Here is a 23,662-nt window from a genome sequence, read left to right on the forward strand (position 1 = left end):
ACGCCAGACTTAGCGTGCCATGCAAAATCTTGGGCCGGTTGTGATGCGCTATCGACGCATGCGCGTCAGTCAGGCAGGCATGGGCCGTCATCTGGCCTGTCGAGTCAAACGCGCCAGCGGGCGTTGGATCTAGTCTGAGGCGATTGCCGGACCGCGTGACTCATTGAGACTTGAAGGAGCGGACTCAAGAAATGCTTGAGAGGCCAAGATGTGGTAAAGTGCCAGCTTCTCGACTCGTAGACTGGAGGAAGGCAGATGATGATCGCGCGTTGGCAATTTACAGCGAAATTTGGCCGCAAGCAGGAGGCTATTGATCTGATTGAAGAGTGGAACCAGCAAATCGGGGCCCAAACCAATATCGACGTGTCGAAGGCGCGGATCGTTACAGGTTCGGTTGGAGTAAGTGAAGGACTTGTCGAAAATGAGATGGAAATCAATGGGCTAAAAGATCTTGATGACTTTTTCTCCAAGATTGCCTCGATCAAGATGCATGGCGAGTGGGGGCCGAAAATGGGTGAGGTAATTGTTTCCGGGTCGACGCGCTGGGAAGTTTTCAGAGTCGTTTGACGATCTAGCCTAATTAGGCTCCGCGACGTGACGTTCGCTGCGGTTAGCCTCGTCTTGCGCGAACGTTGACGCCAGAGTGATTAGATCGACTCGGTCAGAAGGACTATACTGGCAATAACGGCCAAATGGTCTGATCGAAACGGAAGGGAGCAAACCATGAAACCTCTTCTCGCATTGATTGTTGTTTTGTTTTTCGCTCAGCCTGCGCTGGCATTCCATTGCCCGGCCGACATGGCCGAAATCGACACTGCTCTTGCAGCTGATCCGCAGATATCGGCGGAGCAATTGGTGAAGGTCAAGGAACTGCGCGCCGAGGGCGAAACCCTTCATAAGGCGGGCAATCACCAGCGCTCTGTTGAAGTCTTGCAAGAGGCAAAAGATATCCTCGGCCTGAAATGATAGCTGACAGGCAACGTTGGGATTGGTGAGTCCAGCGAAATACATCAAGTGCGCTGATTGCTCCCCGGTTAAGGCTCGGCGGGCAGCGCGTTTGATACCGCGTTTTCCCAACCGAAGTCGGGGCCGTTCGGGTGTAGGTTCCTGTCCCGATCATTCGGAGGCATGGCACGGATGCAGGGTATTTGCCTCGCTTCGCATTCTGAATCTAATGTGGCTGTCTCGATGCTATACAGTCAGAATAGTGAGTGAAAAGCGCTATCTAAAACGCTATGTGTGGATTTATTAAGGCATTGTTATTGATATTAAAAAGCAGATCAATACTTCTGCTTGGCGGACTTCGTCTCGACCACCACCCGCCATCAGTGCTCCTCCGCAAGCCGGCCTGCGCCGATCCGGCTAAGGATCAGCAGTATGGCAGCCGTCGCAAGGCACAGCGGCAGCCCGCCGATCTGATAGGTCAGGCCCGACAGCAATGTGCCGATCAACCGTCCTGCCGCATTCGCCATGTAGTAAAACCCGACGTCCATCGTCACCCGCTCGCCGCTGGTGAAGGCAAGGATCAGGTAGGAATGCAGCGAGGAGTTTACCGCGAAAACGGCCCCGAATACCAACAGCCCCGCAATGACCAAGGCGGTCAGCCAGAGCGAGGGATCGCCCGCCGCCCAGACAACCGCCGCCAGTATTGCGGGCACCGCCGCCAGCGCACCCGCCCAGCGTTTCGCGGCAGCGATCAGGTCGGCGTCGGTGCGGTGCGCGGCATCCAACAGGCGCGGGGCGTAGGCCTGCACTGCGCCATAAAGGATCGTCCAGACCGCCATAAAGGTGCCGATTGTGAAAAAGGCCGTGCGGTTGCCCGCCTCTGATCCGTCCGACAGAACCGCGTAGAAATAGATCGGGATGCCAACCACAAACCAGACGTCGCGCGCACCGAACAGGAACATCCGGGCGACGGACAGCCAGTTGATGTTCGCGTTGTTCGAAAAGACCTCGGCGAACTTTGCGCCCTTGCGGCCGCGTGGCAACCCGACGGGCATCCAGACCGCGACGGCAATCAGGATGACGGCCAGAAGTGCCGCCATGCCAAGGACCGATGGCACAAATCCCCAGACCGCCAGTAGCGCCGCGCCCAGAAGGAACCCCGCGCCTTTGACCGCATTTTTCGATCCGGTCAGGACCGCCACCCAACGGAACAATCCGCCCTGACCAGTGGGGGCCAGCAGTTTGACGGCCGATTTGGAACTCATCTTGGCCAGATCCTTGGCCACGCCCGATGCGCCCTGAACCGCCATGACAAAGGCGACAGAGGTCGGAACGGCCCAGTCCGGATCAAGCTGCGCGAGCGCCAGCAGCGCCAGAACCTGAAGGCCAAGCCCCGCATAAAGCGTCGATGTCAGGCCAAAGCGTGCCGCGATCCAGCCCGCTGAAAGGTTGGTGATGACGCCCGCGATTTCATACAGGACAAACAGATAGGCCAGTTGAACGGGCGAAAAGCCCAGCGTGTGAAAATGCAAAAGCACCAGCATCCGCAGCGCCCCGTCTGATAACATGAACGCCCAATAGGCGGCGGTCACGGCCATATAGGCGGACAAACCGGCGGGCCGGTTCATAGGGACGCGCCAACCATCAGCGCCACATCGACAAGCCGGTGCGCATAGCCCCATTCGTTGTCGTACCACGCGTAGATCTTCACCTGCGTTCCGTTCACCACCATCGTCGACGGCGCGTCGATGATCGCCGACCGCGCATCGTTGACGTAATCGGCAGAAACCAGCGGGCGCGTTTCATAGCCAAGGATGCCGTTCAACGGCCCTTCGGCGGCGGTGCGAAACATCTCGTTCACTTCCTCGGCGGTCGTTTCGCGCATCACCTCGAACACGCAATCCGTCAGCGAGGCGTTCAGCAGCGGCACCCGCACCGCGTGGCCGTTCAGCTTGCCCGTCAATTCCGGATAGATCAGCGTGATCGCCGTGGCCGACCCCGTCGTTGTCGGGATCAACGAGTTCAACGCCGAACGCGCGCGGCGCATATCCTTCGCGGGGCGGTCCACGATGGTTTGCGTATTGGTCACGTCGTGGATGGTGGTGATAGAGCCGTGGCGAATGCCCAACCCCTCGTGGATCACCTTGACCACAGGGGCCAGACAGTTGGTGGTGCAGCTTGCGGCGGTCACAATCCGGTGGCGGGCAGGGTCGTAGATGTCGTGGTTCACACCATAGACGATATTGGCCGCATCGCCGTCTTTCACAGGGGCGGACACAACAACCTTTTTGATGCCTGCCGCAAAATAGGGGGCCAGCTTTGCCTCGGTCTTGAACGCGCCGGTACAGTCGATCACCACATCGACGCCGTCCAGCGGCAAGTCCTCGATCCGGCTGTGGCTCAGCGTCGGAATACGGGTTCCGTTGATGGTGATGCTGGCGCCATCGGCGGCGAAATCGGCCTGCCAGCGGCCATGCACGCTATCGAATTCCAGCAGATGCGCCTGCATGGCCGGGTCGCCCACCGCATCGTTGATCCATGCGATCTTTGCGCCGCGTTCCAGTAGCGGACGCAGCGCAAGCTTTCCGATCCGGCCAAGGCCGTTGATTGCGTAGGTGGTCATTGGTCGTCCTTTGTCTGTGCGATGTCGTCCACGCGGGCTTGCAGCGTCACGCGGTCCAGTGTGTCGATCGGCAGCGCCGCAAAGGCGCGGATACGGTTCCCGAGCGCACCATAGGTCTGTTGAAAGGCAAGCCGCTTTTCGGCGTCCGTGCCTTGTGCCTTGACCGGATCGGGCAGGCCCCAATGCGCCGACACCGGCTGCCCTTTCCATGCGGGGCAGTCTTCGTTCGCGGCGCGGTCGCAGACGGTAAAAACGAAATCCATTAGCGGCGCGTCCGGCCCCTGGAATTCAGCGATGTTCTTGGCGCGCAGCGGCGAAATGTCGTGCCCCTTCAAGTGCAGCATCTCGATGGCGAACGGGTTCAGCTCCGATGAGGGCCGCGTGCCTGCGGAATAGACGTTGAACCGGTCGCCCGCCTGCGCCCGAAGAAGGGTCTCGGCAAAGATCGAGCGCGCAGAGTTTCCTGTGCAAATGAAAAGCACGTTGTATTTTCTGTGTTCCATGTCGTGTTCCCAGAGTTTCGGTGTGGCGTCCGTGCGGCACAGATCGGGGCGACCAAGGCAGCAATCGGTGAAAAGAAAACCAACCAACTTTTCCGCGTTCTTTACGTCCGCCGTGTAACGCAATGATGTCCCCTGCCGCTTTTGCGTGATCAATCCCGCCTGCCGCAACGACCCCAGATAGACCGACAGCGTCGAGGCCTTCAGCCCTGTCGCATCGGCGATTTCACCGGCTGGAACAGCGTCGGGATACCGCCGCATCAGCATTCGGAACACCGAAAGGCGTTGCGGATGTCCAAGGGTGGTAAGTTGATTCAGAATCAGTGTTTCCATATTTCATGTATGTATGAATTAATGGGTATGAACAAGCCGCTTTGACCGGAAACCGGTTGCGCAGCGTCGCGGGGGTTGATTAACGTGGCGCGGGCGCTTTGCCGGTCCGGGATGCTGGCTCGCGACCCCGTTTTTGAATGCGTTCCAGAAAGGTCCGGGCATGAGCCAAGGGCAGAATACGGAGATTGCCGTCGTCGGCGGCGGTGTCATCGGGCTTGCCATTGCCCACCGCCTTGCCGCCGAGGGCCATGCGGTTTGCGTGATCGACCCCGATGCGCTTGGGTCGGGCGCATCTTTTGGCAATGCCGGAATGATCGCGGATTACGCCGTCCTGCCGGTTGGCACCCCCGCAGTCTTGCGCAACCTGCCATCGCTTTTGTTCGACAGATCCTCGCCTTTGTCGATCCGGCGGGCGGCGCTGCCGATGCTTGCGCCATGGTTGTTGCGCTTTGCCCTGCAATCACTTCCCCAGGCGGCAAGGCGCAACGCGTCGTCCATCGCCGCCCTTCTGGGCTCGGCAGCCAAATCGTGGCAATCGCTGGCGGCTGATATCGACGCGGCCGGAATTCTGCAAAACCGCGGTTGCCTTCATTTCTATGAAACATCCGGTGATTTTGCCGCTGCCGGGGCCGACACGGCGTTCCGGCGGGCGATGGGGGTTTCTGCCGAACTTTTGCAGCCCCACGAAGTGGCGCAGATGGAACCGAACCTTCCAAAGACCGAGGGGGGCGGCGTGTTCTTTCCCGATGCGCTGTCCATGTCGGACCCCGGGCAGATGGTTGGCCATCTGGCGGATGCGGTGCTGCGGGCGGGTGTCGTTCATCACAAGGCCCGCGTTGACAGGCTGGAGCGCACCGCAACAGGCGTGCGGATCAGCGCAGGCGGGCTATCGCTGACGGCGAGGCGGGTTGTTATCGCCGCAGGTGCGCATTCGCGGGCATTGGCGCGCATGGTAGGCGACCGCGTGCCGCTGGACACCGAGCGCGGCTATCATCTGGAATGGGATATGCCCGCGCCGTGTCTGTCGCGGCCCGTCAGCCCGACATCGCGCGGGCTCTATCTGTGCCCGATGACGGGGCGCTTGCGGGTGGCCGGAACGGTCGAGCTTGGCGGGCTGACCGCGCCGCCATCGCCGCACCGGCTGAAGGTGCTGGAACAGGGCGCGCGGGCTCTGTTCCCCGATCTGCCTGCGCCCGATCGCAGCTGGATGGGCTTTCGCCCGTCTATGCCGGACTCGGTTCCTGTGATCGGGCCGTCGCGGGGCGGGGCAGAGGTGCTGCATGCCTACGGGCACGGCCACCTTGGCCTGACGCTGGCCCCCGTCACCGCCCGCATCATTGCCGATCTGGTCGCGGGGCGGCAGCCAGAGGTGGCCATGGCGCCCTATCTGCCGACGCGGTTCTAGACGCGGTCAGTGCACCTCGGGGTGGGATTTCAGCGGCATGTCATCGCGCAGGGTGACGGTCTGCCTTTCGATCATCCGGTGCACCTTGGGCTTGTCCGCGCCCTTGTGCAGGGCCAGCAACCGGTCCGACACTTCGGCATCGGCCTTGGTGCGGCGCTGGTTGTGGCGCACATAATCCACCCATGTCGACACATGATAGGTTTCGGTCCAGACGTCGGGGTTTTCCAGATCGCGCAACAAGGCCCACTGGCGCGCGCCGTCCCGTTTGCGGATGCGTCGGCGGTCGGCCATCGCGGCAAGGAATGCCGGAATCTCCTGCTGCGCGATGTCGTAGTCGACCATGACCATGATAGGCCCGCTGCGCGATGTCATGTCCAGCCGCAGGGGCGGTTCGCTGAACCTGTCCAGCGGGTCGACGTTCAAGGCGCCGAATTCCGGCAGAGCATAGCGCAGGCCGACCAAGGCACCGCAGATCAGCATGCCGCCGGACAGCACCAGAGCCCGCTCTGATCCATGCGCCTCGGCGACGGTGCCCCACAACCAGCTGCCCGCGGCCATGCCGCCGAAGGTCGCGGTTTGATACAGCGCAAGCGCCCGCCCCACGACCCAGCGCGGTGTGGACAGTTGCACCGTAACGTTGAACAGCGACAGCGTCAGCACCCAGCAGGCGCCGCACAGCATCAGGATGCCGCCGCTCAGCCAGATGTTCCGGCTGACCCCAAGGATGACAGCACCACAGGCAAAGACCACAAACGTGCCCCGCACAATGGTTTCATTGTTCAGCTTTTCCCGCAAATGCCCGCTTGCAAACGCGCCGCCGATCGCGCCGAACCCGAAGCACCCCAGCATGACGCCGTAGGTCAGGGCGCTGCCCTGAAGCAGGTTCCGCGCGACCAGGGGCAATAGCGCCAGAACCGCGATGGCCGATGCCCCGAACAAGAACCCGCGCAACAAGACCTTCATCAGGTTCGGTGACATCGAGACATAGCGCAGGCCGGCGGCGACGGCTGGCCCGAAGGACTCTCGGGGCAGGTTGCGCGCGGCATAGTCCGGCGTCCAGCGGGTCAGGGCGAAGATCAGTGTCAGGTAACTGGCCGCGTTCAGCGCAAAGGCCGCCGCAGCACCGGACAGCGCCACAATCGCGCCACCGATGGCAGGGCCGACGCTGCGCATCAGGTTGAACCCCATGCTGTTGAGCAGCACCGCCGAGGGCAGGTCCTCTCTGGCTACGATGTCGCCCATCGAGGATTGCCACGACGGGTTGTGCAACGCGGTGCCGCACCCGATCAGAAAGGTGAACGACAACAGCAGCCACGGGGTCAGCACACCCAGATACGCACAGACCGTCAGGCCGATGGACACCAACAGCATCAGCGTCTGCGCCGTCAGCATGATCTTTCTGCGGTCAAGGCTGTCGGCCAATGCCCCCGACGGCAACGAGAACAACATGATCGGCAGCGTGGTCGAGGCCTGGACAAGCGCCACCATACCCGGAGAGTCCGATATGGTCGTCATCATCCAGCCCGCGCCGACGGCCTGAATCAACCCGCCAAGGTTCGACACCAAAGTCGCCAGCCACAATGCGCGGAACGGGGCGTTCTGAAACAGCCCCAGAATGGACGCTCGTTTTGGCAAGACGCGAACCTTTCCTTGGTGAAAGTCGTCTCTTGCAGATACGCGTGCTTCTATTGGCTGGCAAGGACCGTGCGCATGGCTGGACCTTGGCAGGATTGAAGGATACCTAATGGCGGACAGGATACAAAGCGAAGGCAGCGATGAAAAAGATCGACATTCCGGAACGTGCGAACTGGCGGCAAGAGGCGGCGGATGTGGGCTTTACCTTTGCCGATATGCATGGCGAGCCGTATTGGGACGAAAGTTCGGCCTATCAGTTCACGCTGAAACAGATCGAGACCGATATCGAGGATCCCTCGACGGAACTGCATGGCATGTGCCGCGAGGCCGTAGCGGAGATTGTCGCAAGCGAAGAGTTGATGGCGCGTCTTTGCATACCGGACGAGCACTGCGATCTGGTCGCGGACAGTTGGGCGCGGGGTGAGCCGGAAATCTATGGCCGCTTCGATCTGGCCTATGATGGCAAGGGTCCGGCAAAGCTGTTGGAATACAACGCCGACACGCCGACCTCGCTTTATGAAAGCGCGTCGTTCCAGTGGAGCTGGCTTGAAGGGCAGATCGCCACCGGCGTCCTTGCCCCCGACGACGACCAGTTCAACAGCATTCACGAGGCATTGGTCGAGCGGTTCAAAGACCTGTTCGCACCCGATACCAATCTGCATTTCACCGCCGTTGGCGGCAACCCCGAGGAATACGGCACCGTCGAATGCATGGGGTGGGCTGCGCGAGAGGCGGGGCTGGGCGCGCATTATTCGGACCTGGAAAAGATCGGCCTTAGCCCCGACGGCCAGTTCATCGACGACGAGGACCGGGTGATCGGCATCCTGTTCAAGCTTTATCCCTGGGAAGATCTGCTGCGCGACGACTATGCCCGCAGCATCAAGAACAGCGGCTGCCGGTTTCTGGAACCCGCATGGAAGGCCATGGTATCGAACAAGGGGATGCTGCCGGTGTTGTGGCAGATGTTCGAGGGGCACCCGAACCTGCTGCCCGCGTTTTTCGAGGCGGATGTGGCGGACGCCATGTCAGGGCAGGGCCTTGCCGCCCCGCATGTTGCGCAATCCTTCGGGCGCTCGGCTAAAATTCTGAAGCAAGGCCATGTGATCAAGCCCGTCTTTTCCCGCGAGGGTGCGTCGATTTCCATCGTCGAGGGGGGTGCGATCACCGAGGCCTCGACCAATGATGCATATAGCGAACATCCCAGGATCGTTCAGGCCTATCATCCGCTGCCCGTCTTCGACGGCTTCCGGCCTGTCATCGGATCGTGGATCATCGGCGAGACCTGTGCGGGAATCGGCATGCGCGAGGATCGCGCGCGCATCACGCAGGATCTGTCCCGTTTCAAACCCCATTTCATTCGCGACTGACACAAAGGATCACATCATGAGAAAACGTTCCCAAAGAGTTGCCCTTTGCATCGTTGGCGCAGCAGCATTTGCCCTGGCAGGGTGCCGCGAGGAAGAGGTTGACGCGCAGGCCTTTCCTGATCTGCAAAGCTGCAAATCCGCCGCTGCAACGGGGGCAACCAATTTTTCGGCAATTGACTGCGAGGCGGCCTATCAGGAGGTGCAGAAAATACACGTCGAATCCGCCCCGCGCTATGACAGCTTGCAGGTCTGCGAACAGGAGCATGGCGTCGGGTCTTGCGGCGACGAACAGCAGGCATCTGGCGGCGGGGGCGGGGGCGGGGGTGGCATTTTCATGCCGCTGCTAACGGGGTATCTGATCGGAAACATGCTAAGCCGTGGCGTCGGGTCGACTGTGGGGCAACCTTTGTACCGCAAGGCAGGCGGGCAATTTACCAATGCAACGGGAACCAGCTCCTATTCCAGCAATGCGGGCAAGGCCAAGCTGGGGGCGACCCAATTCGCGAAACCGCCCGCGACGATCGGCAAGGCGCCGATGACCAAAACCTCCGTCGCGTCGCGCGGCGGTTTTGGCAGCACCTCTGCCAGCCGCGGGTCTTTTGGCGGCTGATCCCGCCGCAAAAAGTCCACCTTTGGTGAGTTGACATCGTAGCCCCGGATCACCCATCACTATAGAGCACCGCGTAAACGCACGTCACTGGGAGGGGACACTCGTTTTGCTGGACTACTCGCATAGTATTCCGTTGGTTCTTGCGTCTTTGGCGGTTTCGCTGATGGCCAGTTTTACTGGTCTTGCCTTGACGCAGGGGCTGTCGCGCCTGCCCGAGACACAGCGAAAACTGCGGGTTGCCATGGCCTCTGTCGCGCTTGGCGGTGGCATATGGTCGATGCACTTTGTCGCGATGCTGGGCCTGCAATTGCCGATCCTGTTCTACTACGACACCCTGACAACGCTGATATCGGCGCTGGTTGCGATCCTGATGGTCGGGGTGGCCTTTCTGGTGATGCATTTCCGCACCCGCACCTCTGCCAGTATCTGTATCGCGGGCACCATCGTCGGGCTGGGTATTCCGGCAATGCACTATATCGGCATGTCGGGTATGCAACTTTGCACGCCGGTCTATACGCCCATCGGTATCGTTCTGGCCGTTGCAGCCTCTGTCGTTCTGGGCATCGGATCTTTTGGCATCGCTTACGGCGCGCGGACCCATCGCAACATTATCCTCAGCACGCTGACCTTCGGGCTTGCGGTATTCGCGGTTCACTTCCTTGCGATGGCCGACACGAACTTTGTGCCTGCCGCAGGTCTTGGCGAAAGCGTCGATGCGATCGACAATGCCGCCTTGGCCATCATCGTCACGTTGATCTCTTTTGTGATTTGTGGCGCGTTCCTTTTGTCGGGCGTCACCTTTTGGCCCGCAGCCGGTGCCGCAAGCCCGGATAGTGCGCCCGCCCGCCCGGCCAGCCCCGTCGCGCCCGGAAAACCGTCAGGGGGCGCTGGTTCCGTCCCTGTCGAAAAGGGGCCGGTCCCCTATGAGAAAGACGGGCGAACCCTGTTTGTCGATCTTGCGCAAATTTCGGCGATCCGCGCCGAGGGGCACTATACCATCCTTTATTCCGGCCCGGCCAAGCTGTTCTGCCAATGGTCGATTACCGATGCAGAGACGCGGCTGAAGGACAGCGCCTTTATCCGTTGCCATCGCAGCTACATGATCAACCCCCGTCATGTGTCCGGCTTCGAGCGCAAGAAGGACAACGGTATCTGCTACTTCGAGCGCAGCCCGCAGCTGGGCGCTGTTCCGGTCAGCCGCACGCGTCTGGCAGAGGTGCGTCAGGCGCTGGGGCTTTAGCCCGCCGCATTCGTGCAGCCAATTCGCATTTCGTGAAACGAACCGCGCACCTCGGTCAAGAATCCCAAGGGCCGCTGCATACGGCGGCATACTGCACCCAAGTCAAGAAGCGGCGACTGGGAGGTGCCAATGATACCATCAGCATTCGAGTATCACCGGCCAGCGGATGTAAAATCCGCGGTGGGTGTTTTGCAGCAATACGGCGAGGAGGCGCGTGTGCTTGCGGGTGGCCACAGCCTGATCCCGATGATGAAGCTGCGCATGGCCGCGGTTGAACATCTGGTCGATCTACAGGACATCACGGAACTGAAAGCGCTAACCGTCGCCGGTGACACGGTGCATCTGGGGGCCATGGTCACCCAGCATGAACTGATCAACAGCGTGGCCCTTGCCAAGGCGGCCCCGCTGCTGCGCGAGGCGGCCTTGCAGATCGCCGACCCACAGGTGCGTTACGTCGGCACCATCGGCGGCAACGTGGCCAACGGTGATCCGGCGAACGACATGCCCGGATTGATGCAATGTCTGGACGCGACGTTCACTTTGGCGGGGCCATCGGGCGAACGAGAGGTCAAGGCGCGGGACTTCTATGAGAGCGCCTATGTGACGGCCTGCGACGATGACGAAATCCTTGTCGCGATCACCTTCAAGGCCCCCACCGGCGGCTATGCCTACGAAAAGCAAAAGCGCAAGATCGGCGATTACGCGACGGCCGCCGCTGCTGTCCTGATCACAATATCGGGCGGGAAATGCACAGCCGCGTCCATCGCCATGACCAACCTTGCCGACACGCCGATCTGGTCAAAGGCGGCAGGTGCGGCCTTGGTCGGCACGGCCTGCGCCGAGGCGGATATCGCGGCGGCTGTTGCTGCGGCCTTGGCCGGCATATCGCCGACCGAAGATAACCGTGGCCCCGTGGCCTTCAAGCGTCACGTCGCTGGCGTGGTCATCAAACGCGCCATCGAGCGCGCCGTTTCCCGCGCGTAAGGAGGACTGACATGAGCAAGATGCACCTGAAACTGACCGTCAACGGCGAAGAGAAAGAGCTGTTGTGCGAACCGCGCGAACTGCTGATCCACGTCCTTCGCGAAAAACTGAACATCACCGGCCCGCACATCGGCTGCGAAACCTCTCATTGCGGGGCCTGCACGGTCGAGATGAACGGCAAGTCGGTGAAGTCCTGCACCGTATTTGCGGCGCAGGCCAATGGCGCGGATGTCACCACGATCGAAGGTCTGGCAGAGCCGGGCACCCTGAATGTGCTGCAAAGCGCCTTTCGGGAACACCACGGTCTGCAATGCGGCTTTTGCACCCCCGGCATGATCACCCGCGCGCACCGCCTGTTGCAGGAGAACCCGACACCGACAGAGGAAGAGGTCCGCTTTGGCATGGCCGGGAACCTGTGCCGCTGCACCGGCTATCAGAACATCGTCAAATCCGTGCTGGCAGCAGCGACAGAGATGAACGCAGCCAAGGAGGCGGCAGAATGAACGACCAGACCCCGACAAGCGTTGAACGCGCCACGAAACTCAAAGGTCTTGGATGTTCCCGCAAGCGCGTCGAGGACGTGCGGTTCACCCAGGGCAAGGGCAATTATGTCGATGACATCAAGATGCCCGGCATGCTGTTCGGCGACTTCGTCCGCTCGCCCTATGCGCATGCGCGGATCAAGTCGATCAACACCGATGCGGCGATGGCGCTGCCCGGTGTGATCGCCGTTCTGACCGCCAAGGATCTGGAACCGCTTGGCCTGCACTGGATGCCCACGCTGGCCGGTGACAAGCAGATGGTGCTGGCCGACGGCAAGGTGCTGTTCCAGGGGCAGGAGATTGCCTTTGTCATCGCCGAGGACCGCTATATCAACGCCGACGCGATCGAGCTGATCGAGGTCGAGTACGAGGAACTGCCGGTCATCACCGACCCCTACAAGGCGATGGAACCGGATGCGGTTGTCCTGCGCGAAGACCTTGAAGGACAGACATCGGGCGCGCATGGCGCACGTCGGCATCACAACCACATCTTCCTGTGGGAAGTGGGCGATCAGGCCGCCACCGACGAGGTGATCGCCGGCGCCGATGTGGTGGCAGAGGAAACCGTCTATTACCACCGCACCCATCCTTGCCCGCTGGAAACCTGCGGCTGCGTCGCGTCGATGGACAAGGTGACCGGCAAGCTGACGCTGTTCGGCACCTTTCAGGCCCCGCATGTCGTGCGTACCGTCGCATCGCTTTTGTCGGGGATTGAAGAGCATAACATCCGCGTCGTTTCTCCCGATATCGGGGGCGGGTTCGGCAATAAGGTTGGGGTCTACCCCGGCTATGTCTGCTCTATCGTGGCCTCCATCGTCACGGGGCGCCCGGTGAAATGGGTCGAGGACCGGATGGACAACCTGATGTCCACCGCCTTTGCCCGCGATTACTGGATGAAGGGCAAGATCAGCGCCACGAAAGACGGCAAGATCACCGGCCTACATTGCCATGTTACCGCCGACCACGGCGCGTTCGATGCCTGCGCCGACCCGACCAAGTTTCCTGCGGGTTTCATGAGCATCTGCACCGGCTCCTATGACATTCCGGTCGCCTATCTTGGGGTCGACGGGGTCTATACCAACAAGGCACCGGGGGGCGTGTCCTACCGCTGTTCGTTCCGCGTGACAGAGGCCGCCTATTTCATCGAGCGGATGATAGAGGTGCTGGCGATCAAGCTGGGAATGGACGCGGCGGAACTGCGCGCCAAAAACTTTATCCGCAAGGACCAGTTCCCCTATCAATCCGCCTTGGGCTGGGAATACGATTCCGGCGATTATCACACCGCCTGGACCAAGGCGCTGAAGGCTGTCGGCTATGACGATCTGCGCAAGGAACAGGCACAGCGGGTCGAGGCGTTCAAGCGTGGCGAAACGCGCAAGCTGCTGGGGATCGGCCTTAGCCACTTTACCGAGATCGTCGGCGCAGGGCCGGTCAAGAACTGCGACATCCTTGGCATGGGCATGTTCGACAGCTGCGAGATCCGCATCCACCCGACAGGATCGGCCATCGCACGGCTTGGCACGATCAGTCAGGGGCAGGGGCATGCCACGACCTTTGCCCAGATCCTTGCCAGCGAGATCGGCATCTCTGCCGACAACATCACCATCGAGGAAGGCGACACCGATACGGCGCCTTACGGGCTTGGCACCTACGGGTCACGCTCTACCCCTGTGGCGGGGGCCGCCGCCGCGATGGCGGGTCGCAAGATCCGCGCCAAGGCCCAGATGATCGCGGCTTATCTGCTAGAGGTGCATGACGGCGATCTGGAATGGGATGTGGACCGATTTGTCGTCAAAGGCGCACCCGAGCAGTTCAAGACGATGAAGGATATCGCCTATGCGTCCTATCATCAGGCAATTCCGGGGTTGGAGCCGGGGCTGGAGGCGGTCAGCTATTATGACCCGCCCAACATGACCTTTCCCTTCGGGGCCTATATCTGCGTCATGGAGATCGACGTGGATACCGGCACGCACGAGATCCGGCAGTTCTATGCGCTGGACGATTGCGGCACCCGGATCAACCCGATGATCATCGAAGGACAGGTGCATGGCGGCGTGACAGAGGCCTATGCCATCGCCATGGGTCAAGAGATTGCCTATGATGAAATCGGCAACGTCAAGACCGGCACGTTGATGGATTTCTTCCTGCCGACGTCATGGGAAACGCCGCATTACACCACCGACTTTACCGAAACGCCAAGCCCGCATCACCCGATCGGCGCAAAAGGCGTGGGCGAAAGCCCGAACGTCGGTGGCGTGCCTGCCTTCTCGAACGCGGTGCACGATGCCTTCCGGCCATTCGGGCTGAAACAGTCGCATATGCCCCACGATCAATGGCGCATCTGGACGATTGCCAACACCCTTGGCCTGCACGGCTAGAAATGGACATGCGGGGCGGCGCAGTGTCGCCCCGTGGACCCGATGATGACAGACTGGAAAACACTCACGGACGACCTTTCGGATCAGGGGTATATTGCCTCTCCTGATCTGGCGATGGCGTTGCATATCGCCCTGACACTGGGCCGCCCCCTGTTGCTTGAAGGGGCGGCCGGCGTCGGCAAGACCGAGATCGCGCGCGCCTTGGCTGCCGCGCTGGGCACCCGCCTGATCCGGCTTCAATGCTACGAGGGGCTGGACGCGGCCCATGCGATTTATGAATGGAACTATCAGCGTCAGCTTTTGGCGATCCGCGCCGCAGCCGAAGACGGCAAAACCGGAAAGATCGTCGAAGACCGGATATTTTCCGAGGAATTCCTGCTGGAACGCCCCTTGTTGCAGGCCATCCGGCAGGATGTGTCGCCTGTTTTGCTGATCGACGAGATCGACCGCGCCGATCAGGAGTTCGAGGCCTATCTGCTGGAGGTTTTGTCGGATTTCCAGATCACCGTACCGGAACTGGGGACGTTGACGGCCAAGGCGCGGCCCCATGTGATCCTGACCTCGAACGGCACGCGTGACCTGTCGGATGCGCTGCGTCGCCGCTGTATCTATGCCTATGTCGAATACCCCGACCGCAAGACGGAGCTGGCGATCCTTGCCGCGCGGTGCCCTACGATTGACGCGCGGCTTGCCGCACAGATTGTGGGCTTTGTGCAATCTCTGCGCCGCGAAGAGCTGGAAAAAACCCCCGGCGTGGCGGAAATGCTTGATTTCGCGGCGGCGCTTGTCGGGCTTGGCATCAACGACCTGAACGATAACCCGGACCTGTTGCGCGCCAGCCTTGTGACCTTGTTGAAAACGCAGGCCGATCAGGCGAACATCCCGATCGAGGTTGCGCAACGACTGGCGGGGAAGGCCGCATGACACAGGTCACCCGATTTTCCGGTCGCGACCCCGGCGCCACAGCCCGTGTGGCGGGGTTCATCGCGCATCTGCGGGAACACGGCTTTCGCTTGGGTGTGTTCGAGGCCGAAATGGCGGTCAACGCGCTGGCCCATGTGCAGGCCTCTGACCCGCAGGAGGTGCAACTGGCGCTAAAGGCGGTTTGCGCCGGCACGCAGCAAGAGGCGGACAGGTTCGGCATGCTGTTCGACAGCTATTGGCGCAACGCGGGGCGGGTGCGTGAAAAGGTTGTGAAATCTGCGGATAGCACCGCCAAACACACCAGAACCAGCCAGCAGGACAACGGGCAGCAGACATCCGGCACCGGCGCGATCGACAGCCCCGACACCGGGCGCGGCGATGGTGATGCCGCGGCGGACGGTCTGGGGCGGCTGGTGGCCAGTGGTGTGCAGAACCTGATGAAAAAGGACATGCGGGAACTGGTCTCGCCGCAGGACATCGCCGAGGCGGAAATCGTTGCCCGCCGTCTGGCCCTTGCCCTGCGCGACCGCAGATCGCGCCGCCAGATCGCCGCACACAAGGGTGCGCGCATCGACTTTCGCAAGGTGATCCGGTACAGCCTGTCCAGCGGTGGGGAACCTGTTCGTCTGCCGCGCCGTCGCCGCCCGACGCGGCCTGTCCAACTGACGGTTCTGTGTGATGTCTCGGGGTCGATGACCGTCTATTCCCGCGTCTTTCTGGCGTTTCTTTCGGGCCTGATCCGGGCCGACCAGACGGCGGATGCCTATCTGTTCCACACCCGTCTTGTGCGGATCACCGATGCGCTGCGCGATGATGATCCTTTGCGCGCCCTGAACCGGCTGACGCTTCTGGCAGACGGATTTGGCGGCGGATCAAGGATCGGCACCAATCTGGACCTGTTCAGCCGCACCTACGCCCGCCGTTTTGTCAGCGGGCGCAGCGTGGTTGTCATTCTGTCCGACGGGTATGACACCGACCCGCCGCAGGTTCTGGCCGATGCGTTGAAGGCGATAAAAAAGCGCGGGTGCAAGATCATCTGGCTGAATCCGCTGAAGGGCTGGACGGGCTATGAACCCGTCGCGCGGGGCATGGCCGCCGCCCTGCCGTATCTTGACCTTTTCGCCGCCGCCAACACGCTTGACAGCCTTGCCGCCCTTGAACCGGACCTTGCCCGCATATGAGGACCACCTTATGACCAGCACCTCTTTCGAGACCCGCATAAGCGCCCTTCGGGACACCGGCGCGCCCTTCGCCATCGCGACCGTGGTGCGCACGGTCAACGCGACATCGGCCAAGCCGGGGGCAAAGGCGGTCATCCTGCAAGACGGCACAATTGCCGAAGGCTGGATCGGTGGCGGCTGCATCCGCGCCGCAGTGACAAAGGCCGCCCTTGCCGCGATCAGCCAAGGCAGGACACAGTTCATTTCCCTGCGCCCCGAAGACCTGCTGGAGGCCGAGGGCCTGACCCCCGGAGACGAGCGTGACGGCGTGCGGTTTGCCCGCAACGGCTGCCCCAGCAAAGGGTCGATGGATATTTTTGTGGAACCGGTTGTCCCGCAGCCTGAATTGGTGATCTGCGGCAGCGGCCCCGTGGCGCTTGCCCTTGTGCAGCTTGCTGGCCGGTTCGATTTCGCGCGCACGCTTTGCGCACCGGGACTTGCGCCGCCGGAGGCGCCCGGAGTCGAGAACCTGCGCGATGCGTTCGTGTTCGACACGGCCCCCGCCAGCAGCCGCTTTGTCATCATCGCAACGCAGGGCAAGGGCGACGAGGCGGCGCTTCGGGCCGCGCTGTCGGCCAACGCCAGCTATATCGCGTTCGTTGGCAGCCGCCGAAAGTTCGAAACGCTTGGCGCTGCGCTGGTCGCATCGGGCGTGGACCCTGCGGCCCTGTCGGCGATCAAATCGCCCGCAGGGCTGGATATTCACGCCATCACACCCGATGAAATCGCCCTGTCGATCCTGTCAGAGGTGGTGCTGCAGCGCCGGACCGCCACGCGTCAGGTCGGGGGGCAGGATCATGCAAGAAACTGATTGCCCGACCAAAGCCGTGGCAATGCCATCCTTGATCCGCAGCACCCTGTCACGGATCAACCGACGGTTCAGACGCCTGTGTCCCGCGCTGACGAAAGAGCAGGCGGACCTGCTTGCCGAAATCAAATTCCCTTGCTGTTGAAGGAACGCAAAATTGGAACTTAACGACGAAATCATCATCAACGCCCCTGTCAGTGTCGTCTACGCGGCATTGAACGATCCGCTGATCCTGAAGGAATGCATCCCCGGTTGCGAAGAGTTGATCAAGCATTCCGACACAGAGCTGGAGGCAAAGGTTGTGCTGAAGGTCGGCCCGGTCAAGGCGCGGTTCGGCGGCAATGTGACGCTGGACACCGCAGGCGCACCGAACCGCTTCTCGCTTGTCGGCACCGGAAACGGCGGCGTCGCGGGCTTTGCCAAGGGCGGGGCGGATGTCGTGCTGGATGCAGACGGCGACACCACGATCCTGCGATATACGGCAAAGGCCGAAATCGGTGGAAAAATCGCCCAACTGGGTAGCCGCCTGATGACCAGCACAGCCAAAAAACTGTCCGGCCAGTTCTTCGCCAGATTTGCCGAGATTGTCGGAGAGAAAAACGCGGCCTAAGCCGCAAAACATCGCCCTGGCGGCCCCCTGGGGCTTGGCCAGGACGTATCTGTTCGCGGCCTAATCCGGTGCGACGGCTTATATGCTTTCGTTCAGATAGATGCACCCGTCCTGTGCAATGCTCAACACGTTCTGGTCATAAACACCGGTTTCGACAAGATAAAGCGCGTCTTCCTTTTCGACAGAAAGCGCGACGCGTCGTTGTCCGTCATTGTATTTGAAGAATAACTCGTCCGCGGCCTCTATCGCGGCAGAGTTCGCTTTGCGTCGTTCTTCGACTGTGGCGAGATCATCCATTGGGCGCGACCCTCCTGTGTGGCTACCTATTAATTAGTCATTTTGATAATTATTGGAATTGATCCCAATCATGACGCACAACATTTTTCACGCAGCCATGAAGAAATGACACACAGGGTGCGGCATTGTGCGGCTGTTCGGATGGTTCAGTGCAGTGTATTAAAACGTGCAGGCATGGGATGGGGATCGGCACAGAACCGCCCCAGCCGCCAAGGTCAAAAGTTTTGATTTGCGTGATACACTTTTGTCACAATAATTGCTGTATTGATAAAGAGTGATTCCGTGCAACGAGTTGGTTTTCTTTGCCCGCAGTCTTTGGCTTCCAGGAGGAAAAGCAAATGAAGGCACCTATACTACGTTGGCAAGCCACTGCCGTTCCGTTCAGGTTGCAACGTGACGCGCTGAAACTGGGTCCGATGCCCAGGGCAAGCCTTGAGACGTTCGTTGATCTGGGACTGACGGATCGCGACATCGGCAATTACTTCAAGGTCGCGCATCCGGTCGTCGCGGAATTGCGCAAGTGCTGGTGCATATCGCAGCCGAACGCAGAGCCGCCAGATGGTCATCCTTTGAACGGGGGCAGTGCGGCGGCCCGGCAATATTTCTCCGCGTAGCGGTCGCTCTGTCCGGCCCCTTGCCCTTGCGGTGCAATTCTTTCACACTCTCTGAATTGACCAGACATGCTTATCCCGCGCGACGCCTTCCGGGGCTGTGCCAGAAGGGGGGTATCGTATCGCCCTAAAAGGAGCGCGGGATATGCAATACATTGAAAACAAAACCTTTGACGAAATAAATATTGGCGAGAGCGCCGAACTTGTCCGCACTCTGCGCCATCAAGACATTGATCTGTTTTCCGCGATGTCGGGCAAGGTGAACCCGGCGCATGTCGATCAGGACTATGCACAGTCCGACGCGTTCCAGAAGGTGATAACCCACGGGATGTGGGGCGGGTCGTTGATATCCGCCGTGCTGGGCACGGAATTGCCCGGACCGGGAACGATTTACGTCAGTCAATCGCTGACCTTCCTGCGCCCCGTCGGGCTGGGGGAAACGGTGACCGTGCGCGTGACCGTGACGGAAAAACTGCCCGACGGGCAGCGCCTGCGCCTTCGGTGCCAGTGCATCAACCAGAACGGCGAGAACGTGATTGATGGCGAGGCCGAAGTCATCGCGCCGCCGAAAAAGGTCAGGCGGCCGCGTGTTGCCTTGTCGCGGGGGCATGTCCACGAGGTCGGTGCGCACTACAAAGAGCTGATCGAGGCGACATGTGACCTTGCGCCGATTGTCACTGCCGTGATCCACCCCTGCGACGAAACGTCATTGTCGGGCGCGGTCGAGGCAAAGTCGCAGGGCCTGATCACGCCTGTTCTTGTGGGGCCTGCCGCCAAGATCAGGGCCGTGGCGAAGGCGGCAAATATCAGTCTGGACGGAATCGAGATAGACGATGTGCCCCATAGCCATGCCGCCGCAGAACGTGCCGTGGCACTGGTGCGAAACGGCACGGCGCAGGCCATGATGAAGGGGAAGCTGCATACCGACGAGATGATGCAGCCGATCCTGAACCGCGAAACGGGGCTGCGGACCGATCGGCGGATGAGCCATATTTTCGTGCTGGATGTGCCGCATTATCCCAAGCCGCTGTTCATCACCGATGCCGCGATCAACATCTACCCGACGCTGGAGGAAAAGCGTGATATCGTCCAGAACGCGATTGATCTGGCGCAGGCGCTTGGCATCGAAACCCCCAAGGTCGCGATCCTGTCGGCGGTCGAAACGGTCTACCCCAAGATCGCGTCAACGGTCGAGGCGGCGGCGCTGTGCAAGATGGCCGATCGCGGGCAGATCACTGGCGGGCTGCTGGATGGGCCACTGGCGTTCGACAACGCAATTTCCAAATCCGCAGCCGAGATCAAGGGGATCAAATCCGAGGTCGCGGGCGACGCCGATATCCTTGTGGTGCCGGATCTGGAGGCGGGCAACATGATCGCGAAGCAGTTGATCTATCTTGCCGGTGCCGATGCGGCGGGCATTGTCATCGGTGCCCGCGTGCCGATCATTCTGACCAGCCGTGCGGACGGGACAATGTCGCGGCTGGCATCCTGCGCGATCGCGCAACTTTATGCACATCACCGGCGGGTGCCCTGATCTAACGTCTGCTGCGGGATTTCTTGCTGGCCTGCTCGCCCGTCGCCAGCTCTATGATCTCGGCGGTGATCGCCTCTTGCCTGACGCGGCGTTGAACGGCCTCCAGCTTGGCCGTTTCGCGGGCGATCTGACTGCTGGCAGAGGTCGTCGCGGCCATCCGCGCCTCGTTCTCGGCGGTAAAGGCATGAAGGGCCGTATTGCAGACAAGCGCGTGGAAATAGTCCGCCCCGAGGGCGGCCAGCAGATCGGCATCCGGCAGGGTCTTTAACGGGGCAGGGCCGGTTCGGGCGGGAAGCGTGGACAGGTCGATCGGGAATATCTGGCTTCGCCTGATGTCTGCTGTTCCGGCGGACCATTCGCTGTGCACTGTCTCCAGCCGGTCGATCCGGCCGCTGCCGATCAGGGCATAGATCGCCTGCACAAGCTGATCCGCAAACCTTGGAATACCCGGAGAATGCGACGGCATCGCGCCCGTCCAGTAAGGTTTCATGCCGCCGGATTTCGCAATCGCGATACCCCGCGTGCCAACCAGAAAGATCGCTGTCCGGTCCTTATCATCCGGTAGGCTTGCGATGATCCGCTCGCTGAAGGCCCCTGCAAAACCTTGTTCGGCGCAAAAGACCAGCAGCGCCAGACGGTCCGTGCCGGACGCGGGGGGCGGTGTGAGCGTGTCAGGGTCTGTCACCTGCCCCATGGCGGCTGCGATCGCCGCAGCGTAGCTGTCCACGGCGGCGATGTGGTCGCGGGCCACCCTTGCGCGTGCGGCGGCAATGCCCGTCATCGCGCCGACAACGGACCCAAGCTGTCGCAGGCCGTCCAGCCGCGCAGATATATCGGCCAGACGCACTGTCATGAGGCGTCGTCGGGGTGCAGGATATGGCCTGCAAGCGTGGTTATTGTGGACAGTATCAGCGCTATGTCGTCTGCGCTTGGGTCTTTTCCGGCGGCGATTGCGTTGCGCACCTCTGGCGCACCGTCCGCCAGCGCGTCGGGCAGCGCCGCGCGGAATGTGGCGACCTCCTCTGGTGGCAACCCGTCCAGAATCCCCTCTTGCACCGCAAGAACCAGCGCGACCTCCTCTGCCAGCGACATCGGCAGATGCTGCGGTTGCTTCAGGATCGCCCGAATGCGGGCACCTCTGGTCAACTGGCGTTTGACATGGGCGTCGGGCATTCCGCCGAACCGCGTGAACATCTCCATCTCCAGAAACTGCGCATAGTCAAGCCGCAGGGATTTCGCGACATCCCGCAGCACCTTGGCCTGTGTCTTTCCCCCGACACGGCTGACACTTAGCCCGACATCGACGGCGGGTTTCTGGCCCTCGTGGAACAGCTTTGCGTCCAGCACGATCTGCCCGTCGGTGATCGAGATCAGGTTGGTCGGGATATAGGCCGAAAGATTGCCGGCGTCGGTTTCCGCAATGGGCAGGGCGGTCAACGACCCGCCCCCCTTGGCCCCCGACAGTTTCGCGGCCCGCTCCAGCAATCTGGCGTGGATGTAGAACACATCGCCGGGAAACGCCTCTCGTCCGGGGGATTGGCGGGTCAGAAGCGCTATCTCCCGGTGGGTGGCGGCGTGTTTCGACAGATCGTCGATCACCACCAGCGCATCCTGCCCGTTGTCGCGGAAATATTCCGCCATGGTAAAGCCCGCATAGGGCGCGATCCATTGCAGGCCGGGGGGGGCTGCGGCACTGGCCACGACAACGATGCACCGGTCAAAGTTGCCACCCTTTTGCATGGCGTCGATGGCGCGGCGCACGCTTGACGACTTTTGCCCGATGGCGATGTAGATGCAGATCATGTCACTGGATTTCTGCGCAATGATCGTATCGACGGCAAGCGTGGTCTTGCCGGTGGAATGGTCGCCCACAATCAGCTCTCGCTGGCCACGCCCAAGGGGAAACAGCGTGTCGATGACCACAAGCCCGGTCTGGACCGGTTCGGTCACCAGATCGCGGTCGATGATTGCGGGGGCGGCGCGTTCTATGGGCATCGTGTGGCGGGCCGTGATCGGATCGCCCCCATCCAGCGGACGACCCAGCGGATCGACGATGCGCCCCAGCAAAGCCTCGCCCACGGGCACACGCACGACGTCCTCGGTGCCGAACACCTTGTCGCCCGCCTCGATTGCGGTGGCAGCATCCAGCAGGACGCAGCCGATCAGGTCGTCGTCCAGAACCTGTGCAAAACCGAACTGCCCCCCGTCAAACCGCAAAAGCTCGTCCAGCCGGACGTTCCCCAGGCCAGAGATCATGGCAACCCCATCGCCGATCTCCTCGACCCGCCCCATTTGATACGCCGCAGGGCCAAGCGTGATCTGTTTCAGCCGGTCTTCTGCATCTGAAAGCCATGTGTCATGCATCGTCGCGCAGGGCCTTTGATATGTGGTCCAGATCCGCCTGCCAACTGTTGCGCAAGGTGAAATGGGGGCCGTGCAATTCATACCCCGCGATCAGCGCCGGATCGGTTTTATAGGTGATGTCGCGTTTCGCGCCAAAGGCCGCGGTGACCGCCTTGGTCAGCTTTGCCTTTTGTGGCGCGTCCAGCGGGGACGCGCTGACCAGCTCCAGCGGTGCCGTGCCGTCGGTGATGTCCTTTAGCACCTCCGCGTCCATTCCGGCGATCCCGTCGATCAGCCATTGCCGGAATGCGGTATCCACGGCGTCGCCGTTCAGGCGCGCGGCAAGGCGCGCGGCGATCTGCACCGCAAGTTCTATCGCCTGATCCTTGCGCTCTGTTCTGGCGGCGGCCTTGTCGCGGGCGATCGTGTCGTTCGCCGCGTGCAGCAGGTCTGCGGCCTTGGCCTTTGCCGCCTCCAGTGCGTCGGCCTTGGCTTTTTCGGCCTCGGCCCGCGCGGCAGCCAGAAGCCTGTCACGCTCTGCGTCGAAACCGGCACGGGTGGTCTCGATGTCGGACAGGGCGGCGTCGACCTGACTTTGCTTTTCATCGACATTCGCCAACGAGGCCCGCGTTTCCGCCTGCCGCCGGGCAATGATCCCCGCAAGGGGGCGCCAGAAAACATGCTGAAGCAGCCAGATCAGGATCAGGACGTTGACGGCCTCCAGGCCAAGGGTCCACCAGTCCAGTGTCATGA

General features: G+C 61.4%; 23 protein-coding genes. 15 read left to right on the forward strand and 8 right to left on the reverse strand.

Annotation, left to right across the window (positions count from 1 at the left end; genetic code table 11):
• Positions 1 to 255: 255 nt before the first annotated feature.
• Positions 256 to 567, forward strand: coding sequence for a hypothetical protein (locus tag ACEN2R_RS11655; RefSeq protein ID WP_442042333.1), 312 nt, complete (start codon positions 256 to 258; stop codon positions 565 to 567).
• 156 nt (positions 568 to 723) lie between these two features.
• A complete protein-coding gene (locus tag ACEN2R_RS11660; RefSeq protein ID WP_442042335.1) occupies positions 724 to 966 on the forward strand; it encodes a hypothetical protein in 243 nt (80 codons plus the stop codon).
• Positions 967 to 1,325: 359 nt separating this feature from the next.
• Here the strand turns inward: ACEN2R_RS11660 and arsJ are convergent, their stop codons facing one another.
• Genes arsJ through ACEN2R_RS11675 form a run of 3 tightly spaced genes read right to left on the reverse strand, consistent with a single transcriptional unit; the run spans position 1,326 to position 4,401 of the window.
• Positions 1,326 to 2,573: an organoarsenical effux MFS transporter ArsJ gene (gene arsJ / locus ACEN2R_RS11665; protein ID WP_442042337.1), complete on the reverse strand. Its 1,248-nt coding sequence runs from the start codon at positions 2,571 to 2,573 to the stop codon at positions 1,326 to 1,328.
• Positions 2,570 to 3,568, reverse strand: coding sequence for an ArsJ-associated glyceraldehyde-3-phosphate dehydrogenase (locus tag ACEN2R_RS11670; RefSeq protein WP_442042339.1), 999 nt, complete (start codon positions 3,566 to 3,568; stop codon positions 2,570 to 2,572). Before ACEN2R_RS11670 ends, arsJ begins: the two co-directional genes overlap by 4 nt.
• Positions 3,565 to 4,401, reverse strand: coding sequence for an arsenate reductase/protein-tyrosine-phosphatase family protein (locus ACEN2R_RS11675; protein ID WP_442042341.1), 837 nt, complete (start codon positions 4,399 to 4,401; stop codon positions 3,565 to 3,567). The genes ACEN2R_RS11670 and ACEN2R_RS11675 overlap by 4 nt, the downstream gene beginning before the upstream one ends.
• Positions 4,402 to 4,561: 160 nt before the next feature.
• On the opposite strand from ACEN2R_RS11675, the gene ACEN2R_RS11680 reads away from it, so the two are divergent.
• Positions 4,562 to 5,806, forward strand: coding sequence for an NAD(P)/FAD-dependent oxidoreductase (locus ACEN2R_RS11680; RefSeq protein ID WP_442042343.1), 1,245 nt, complete (start codon positions 4,562 to 4,564; stop codon positions 5,804 to 5,806).
• 6 nt (positions 5,807 to 5,812) lie between these two features.
• Here ACEN2R_RS11680 and ACEN2R_RS11685 read toward each other — a convergent pair whose 3' ends face one another.
• Positions 5,813 to 7,441: an MFS transporter gene (locus ACEN2R_RS11685; RefSeq protein ID WP_442042345.1), complete on the reverse strand. Its 1,629-nt coding sequence runs from the start codon at positions 7,439 to 7,441 to the stop codon at positions 5,813 to 5,815.
• Positions 7,442 to 7,581: 140 nt separating this feature from the next.
• Here ACEN2R_RS11685 and ACEN2R_RS11690 point away from each other — a divergent pair, with 140 nt between their 5' ends.
• The 10 genes from ACEN2R_RS11690 to ACEN2R_RS11735 all read left to right on the forward strand — a co-directional run bounded on the left by ACEN2R_RS11690 (position 7,582) and on the right by ACEN2R_RS11735 (position 18,124).
• On the forward strand, positions 7,582 to 8,808 hold the full coding sequence (locus ACEN2R_RS11690) for a glutathionylspermidine synthase family protein (RefSeq protein ID WP_442042347.1): 1,227 nt from the start codon (positions 7,582 to 7,584) through the stop codon (positions 8,806 to 8,808).
• A gap of 16 nt (positions 8,809 to 8,824) precedes the next feature.
• Positions 8,825 to 9,418 (forward strand): DUF1190 domain-containing protein, encoded by a 594-nt coding sequence (locus tag ACEN2R_RS11695; RefSeq protein ID WP_442042349.1) that lies wholly within the window; start codon positions 8,825 to 8,827, stop codon positions 9,416 to 9,418.
• 106 nt (positions 9,419 to 9,524) lie between these two features.
• Complete coding sequence (locus ACEN2R_RS11700; RefSeq protein WP_442042351.1) at positions 9,525 to 10,658, forward strand: MHYT domain-containing protein; 1,134 nt, start codon at positions 9,525 to 9,527, stop codon at positions 10,656 to 10,658.
• 129 nt (positions 10,659 to 10,787) lie between these two features.
• The gene (locus ACEN2R_RS11705; RefSeq protein WP_442042353.1) at positions 10,788 to 11,642 is read left to right on the forward strand and encodes an FAD binding domain-containing protein; all 855 of its coding nucleotides are present in this window, start codon (positions 10,788 to 10,790) and stop codon (positions 11,640 to 11,642) included.
• An 11-nt stretch (positions 11,643 to 11,653) separates the two neighbouring features.
• Positions 11,654 to 12,145 (forward strand): (2Fe-2S)-binding protein, encoded by a 492-nt coding sequence (locus ACEN2R_RS11710; RefSeq protein WP_442042355.1) that lies wholly within the window; start codon positions 11,654 to 11,656, stop codon positions 12,143 to 12,145.
• The gene (locus tag ACEN2R_RS11715; RefSeq protein ID WP_442042357.1) at positions 12,142 to 14,562 is read left to right on the forward strand and encodes an aerobic carbon-monoxide dehydrogenase large subunit; all 2,421 of its coding nucleotides are present in this window, start codon (positions 12,142 to 12,144) and stop codon (positions 14,560 to 14,562) included. Before ACEN2R_RS11710 ends, ACEN2R_RS11715 begins: the two co-directional genes overlap by 4 nt.
• Before the next feature lie 45 nt (positions 14,563 to 14,607).
• On the forward strand, positions 14,608 to 15,486 hold the full coding sequence (locus ACEN2R_RS11720; RefSeq protein WP_442042359.1) for an AAA family ATPase: 879 nt from the start codon (positions 14,608 to 14,610) through the stop codon (positions 15,484 to 15,486).
• The gene (locus ACEN2R_RS11725) at positions 15,483 to 16,667 is read left to right on the forward strand and encodes a vWA domain-containing protein (RefSeq protein ID WP_442042361.1); all 1,185 of its coding nucleotides are present in this window, start codon (positions 15,483 to 15,485) and stop codon (positions 16,665 to 16,667) included. Before ACEN2R_RS11720 ends, ACEN2R_RS11725 begins: the two co-directional genes overlap by 4 nt.
• A gap of 10 nt (positions 16,668 to 16,677) precedes the next feature.
• Positions 16,678 to 17,517, forward strand: a complete 840-nt coding sequence (locus tag ACEN2R_RS11730) for an XdhC family protein (protein ID WP_442042363.1) — start codon at positions 16,678 to 16,680, stop codon at positions 17,515 to 17,517.
• 154 nt (positions 17,518 to 17,671) lie between these two features.
• Positions 17,672 to 18,124 carry a CoxG family protein gene (locus ACEN2R_RS11735; protein ID WP_442042365.1) on the forward strand — a complete coding sequence of 151 codons (453 nt, stop codon included), beginning with the start codon at positions 17,672 to 17,674 and terminating at the stop codon, positions 18,122 to 18,124.
• A 78-nt stretch (positions 18,125 to 18,202) separates the two neighbouring features.
• Here the strand turns inward: ACEN2R_RS11735 and ACEN2R_RS11740 are convergent, their stop codons facing one another.
• Complete coding sequence (locus ACEN2R_RS11740) at positions 18,203 to 18,421, reverse strand: hypothetical protein (protein WP_442042366.1); 219 nt, start codon at positions 18,419 to 18,421, stop codon at positions 18,203 to 18,205.
• Between the two features lie 338 nt (positions 18,422 to 18,759).
• On the opposite strand from ACEN2R_RS11740, the gene ACEN2R_RS11745 reads away from it, so the two are divergent.
• Both ACEN2R_RS11745 and ACEN2R_RS11750 read left to right on the forward strand, forming a co-directional pair.
• Positions 18,760 to 19,035 carry a hypothetical protein gene (locus ACEN2R_RS11745; protein ID WP_442042368.1) on the forward strand — a complete coding sequence of 92 codons (276 nt, stop codon included), beginning with the start codon at positions 18,760 to 18,762 and terminating at the stop codon, positions 19,033 to 19,035.
• A gap of 142 nt (positions 19,036 to 19,177) precedes the next feature.
• Positions 19,178 to 20,566, forward strand: a complete 1,389-nt coding sequence (locus ACEN2R_RS11750) for a bifunctional enoyl-CoA hydratase/phosphate acetyltransferase (protein ID WP_442042370.1) — start codon at positions 19,178 to 19,180, stop codon at positions 20,564 to 20,566.
• A 1-nt stretch (position 20,567) separates the two neighbouring features.
• Here ACEN2R_RS11750 and ACEN2R_RS11755 read toward each other — a convergent pair whose 3' ends face one another.
• From ACEN2R_RS11755 to ACEN2R_RS11765, 3 genes are read right to left on the reverse strand one after another with little or no spacing between them, the layout of a single operon-like run.
• Positions 20,568 to 21,419 (reverse strand): F0F1 ATP synthase subunit gamma, encoded by an 852-nt coding sequence (locus ACEN2R_RS11755; RefSeq protein WP_442042371.1) that lies wholly within the window; start codon positions 21,417 to 21,419, stop codon positions 20,568 to 20,570.
• Entirely contained in the window at positions 21,416 to 22,930 is a 1,515-nt protein-coding gene (locus ACEN2R_RS11760) for a F0F1 ATP synthase subunit alpha (protein ID WP_442042373.1), read from the reverse strand. Before ACEN2R_RS11760 ends, ACEN2R_RS11755 begins: the two co-directional genes overlap by 4 nt.
• Positions 22,923 to 23,660, reverse strand: coding sequence for a F0F1 ATP synthase subunit delta (locus ACEN2R_RS11765; RefSeq protein ID WP_442042375.1), 738 nt, complete (start codon positions 23,658 to 23,660; stop codon positions 22,923 to 22,925). The genes ACEN2R_RS11760 and ACEN2R_RS11765 overlap by 8 nt, the downstream gene beginning before the upstream one ends.
• Positions 23,661 to 23,662 lie beyond the last annotated feature (2 nt).

It is taken from the genome of Pseudogemmobacter sp. W21_MBD1_M6 (assembly GCF_052119585.1).
Lineage (GTDB): Bacteria > Pseudomonadota > Alphaproteobacteria > Rhodobacterales > Rhodobacteraceae > JBGQOJ01.

Excerpts from the sequence above, each read along its gene's own strand:
- ACEN2R_RS11675 (WP_442042341.1), bottom strand. The coding sequence starts at position 4,401 with ATGGAAACACTGATTCTGAATCAACTTACCACCCTTGGACATCCGCAA.
- ACEN2R_RS11725 (WP_442042361.1), top strand. The coding sequence starts at position 15,483 with ATGACACAGGTCACCCGATTTTCCGGTCGCGACCCCGGCGCCACAGCC.
- ACEN2R_RS11705 (WP_442042353.1), top strand. The coding sequence starts at position 10,788 with ATGATACCATCAGCATTCGAGTATCACCGGCCAGCGGATGTAAAATCC.
- ACEN2R_RS11690 (WP_442042347.1), top strand. The coding sequence starts at position 7,582 with ATGAAAAAGATCGACATTCCGGAACGTGCGAACTGGCGGCAAGAGGCG.
- ACEN2R_RS11755 (WP_442042371.1), bottom strand. The coding sequence starts at position 21,419 with ATGACAGTGCGTCTGGCCGATATATCTGCGCGGCTGGACGGCCTGCGA.
- ACEN2R_RS11750 (WP_442042370.1), top strand. The coding sequence starts at position 19,178 with ATGCAATACATTGAAAACAAAACCTTTGACGAAATAAATATTGGCGAG.
- arsJ (WP_442042337.1), bottom strand. The coding sequence starts at position 2,573 with ATGAACCGGCCCGCCGGTTTGTCCGCCTATATGGCCGTGACCGCCGCC.
- ACEN2R_RS11660 (WP_442042335.1), top strand. The coding sequence starts at position 724 with ATGAAACCTCTTCTCGCATTGATTGTTGTTTTGTTTTTCGCTCAGCCT.
- ACEN2R_RS11740 (WP_442042366.1), bottom strand. The coding sequence starts at position 18,421 with ATGGATGATCTCGCCACAGTCGAAGAACGACGCAAAGCGAACTCTGCC.
- ACEN2R_RS11695 (WP_442042349.1), top strand. The coding sequence starts at position 8,825 with ATGAGAAAACGTTCCCAAAGAGTTGCCCTTTGCATCGTTGGCGCAGCA.
- ACEN2R_RS11715 (WP_442042357.1), top strand. The coding sequence starts at position 12,142 with ATGAACGACCAGACCCCGACAAGCGTTGAACGCGCCACGAAACTCAAA.
- ACEN2R_RS11765 (WP_442042375.1), bottom strand. The coding sequence starts at position 23,660 with ATGACACTGGACTGGTGGACCCTTGGCCTGGAGGCCGTCAACGTCCTG.
- ACEN2R_RS11745 (WP_442042368.1), top strand. The coding sequence starts at position 18,760 with ATGAAGGCACCTATACTACGTTGGCAAGCCACTGCCGTTCCGTTCAGG.
- ACEN2R_RS11655 (WP_442042333.1), top strand. The coding sequence starts at position 256 with ATGATGATCGCGCGTTGGCAATTTACAGCGAAATTTGGCCGCAAGCAG.
- ACEN2R_RS11680 (WP_442042343.1), top strand. The coding sequence starts at position 4,562 with ATGAGCCAAGGGCAGAATACGGAGATTGCCGTCGTCGGCGGCGGTGTC.
- ACEN2R_RS11720 (WP_442042359.1), top strand. The coding sequence starts at position 14,608 with ATGACAGACTGGAAAACACTCACGGACGACCTTTCGGATCAGGGGTAT.
- ACEN2R_RS11670 (WP_442042339.1), bottom strand. The coding sequence starts at position 3,568 with ATGACCACCTACGCAATCAACGGCCTTGGCCGGATCGGAAAGCTTGCG.
- ACEN2R_RS11760 (WP_442042373.1), bottom strand. The coding sequence starts at position 22,930 with ATGCATGACACATGGCTTTCAGATGCAGAAGACCGGCTGAAACAGATC.
- ACEN2R_RS11710 (WP_442042355.1), top strand. The coding sequence starts at position 11,654 with ATGAGCAAGATGCACCTGAAACTGACCGTCAACGGCGAAGAGAAAGAG.
- ACEN2R_RS11730 (WP_442042363.1), top strand. The coding sequence starts at position 16,678 with ATGACCAGCACCTCTTTCGAGACCCGCATAAGCGCCCTTCGGGACACC.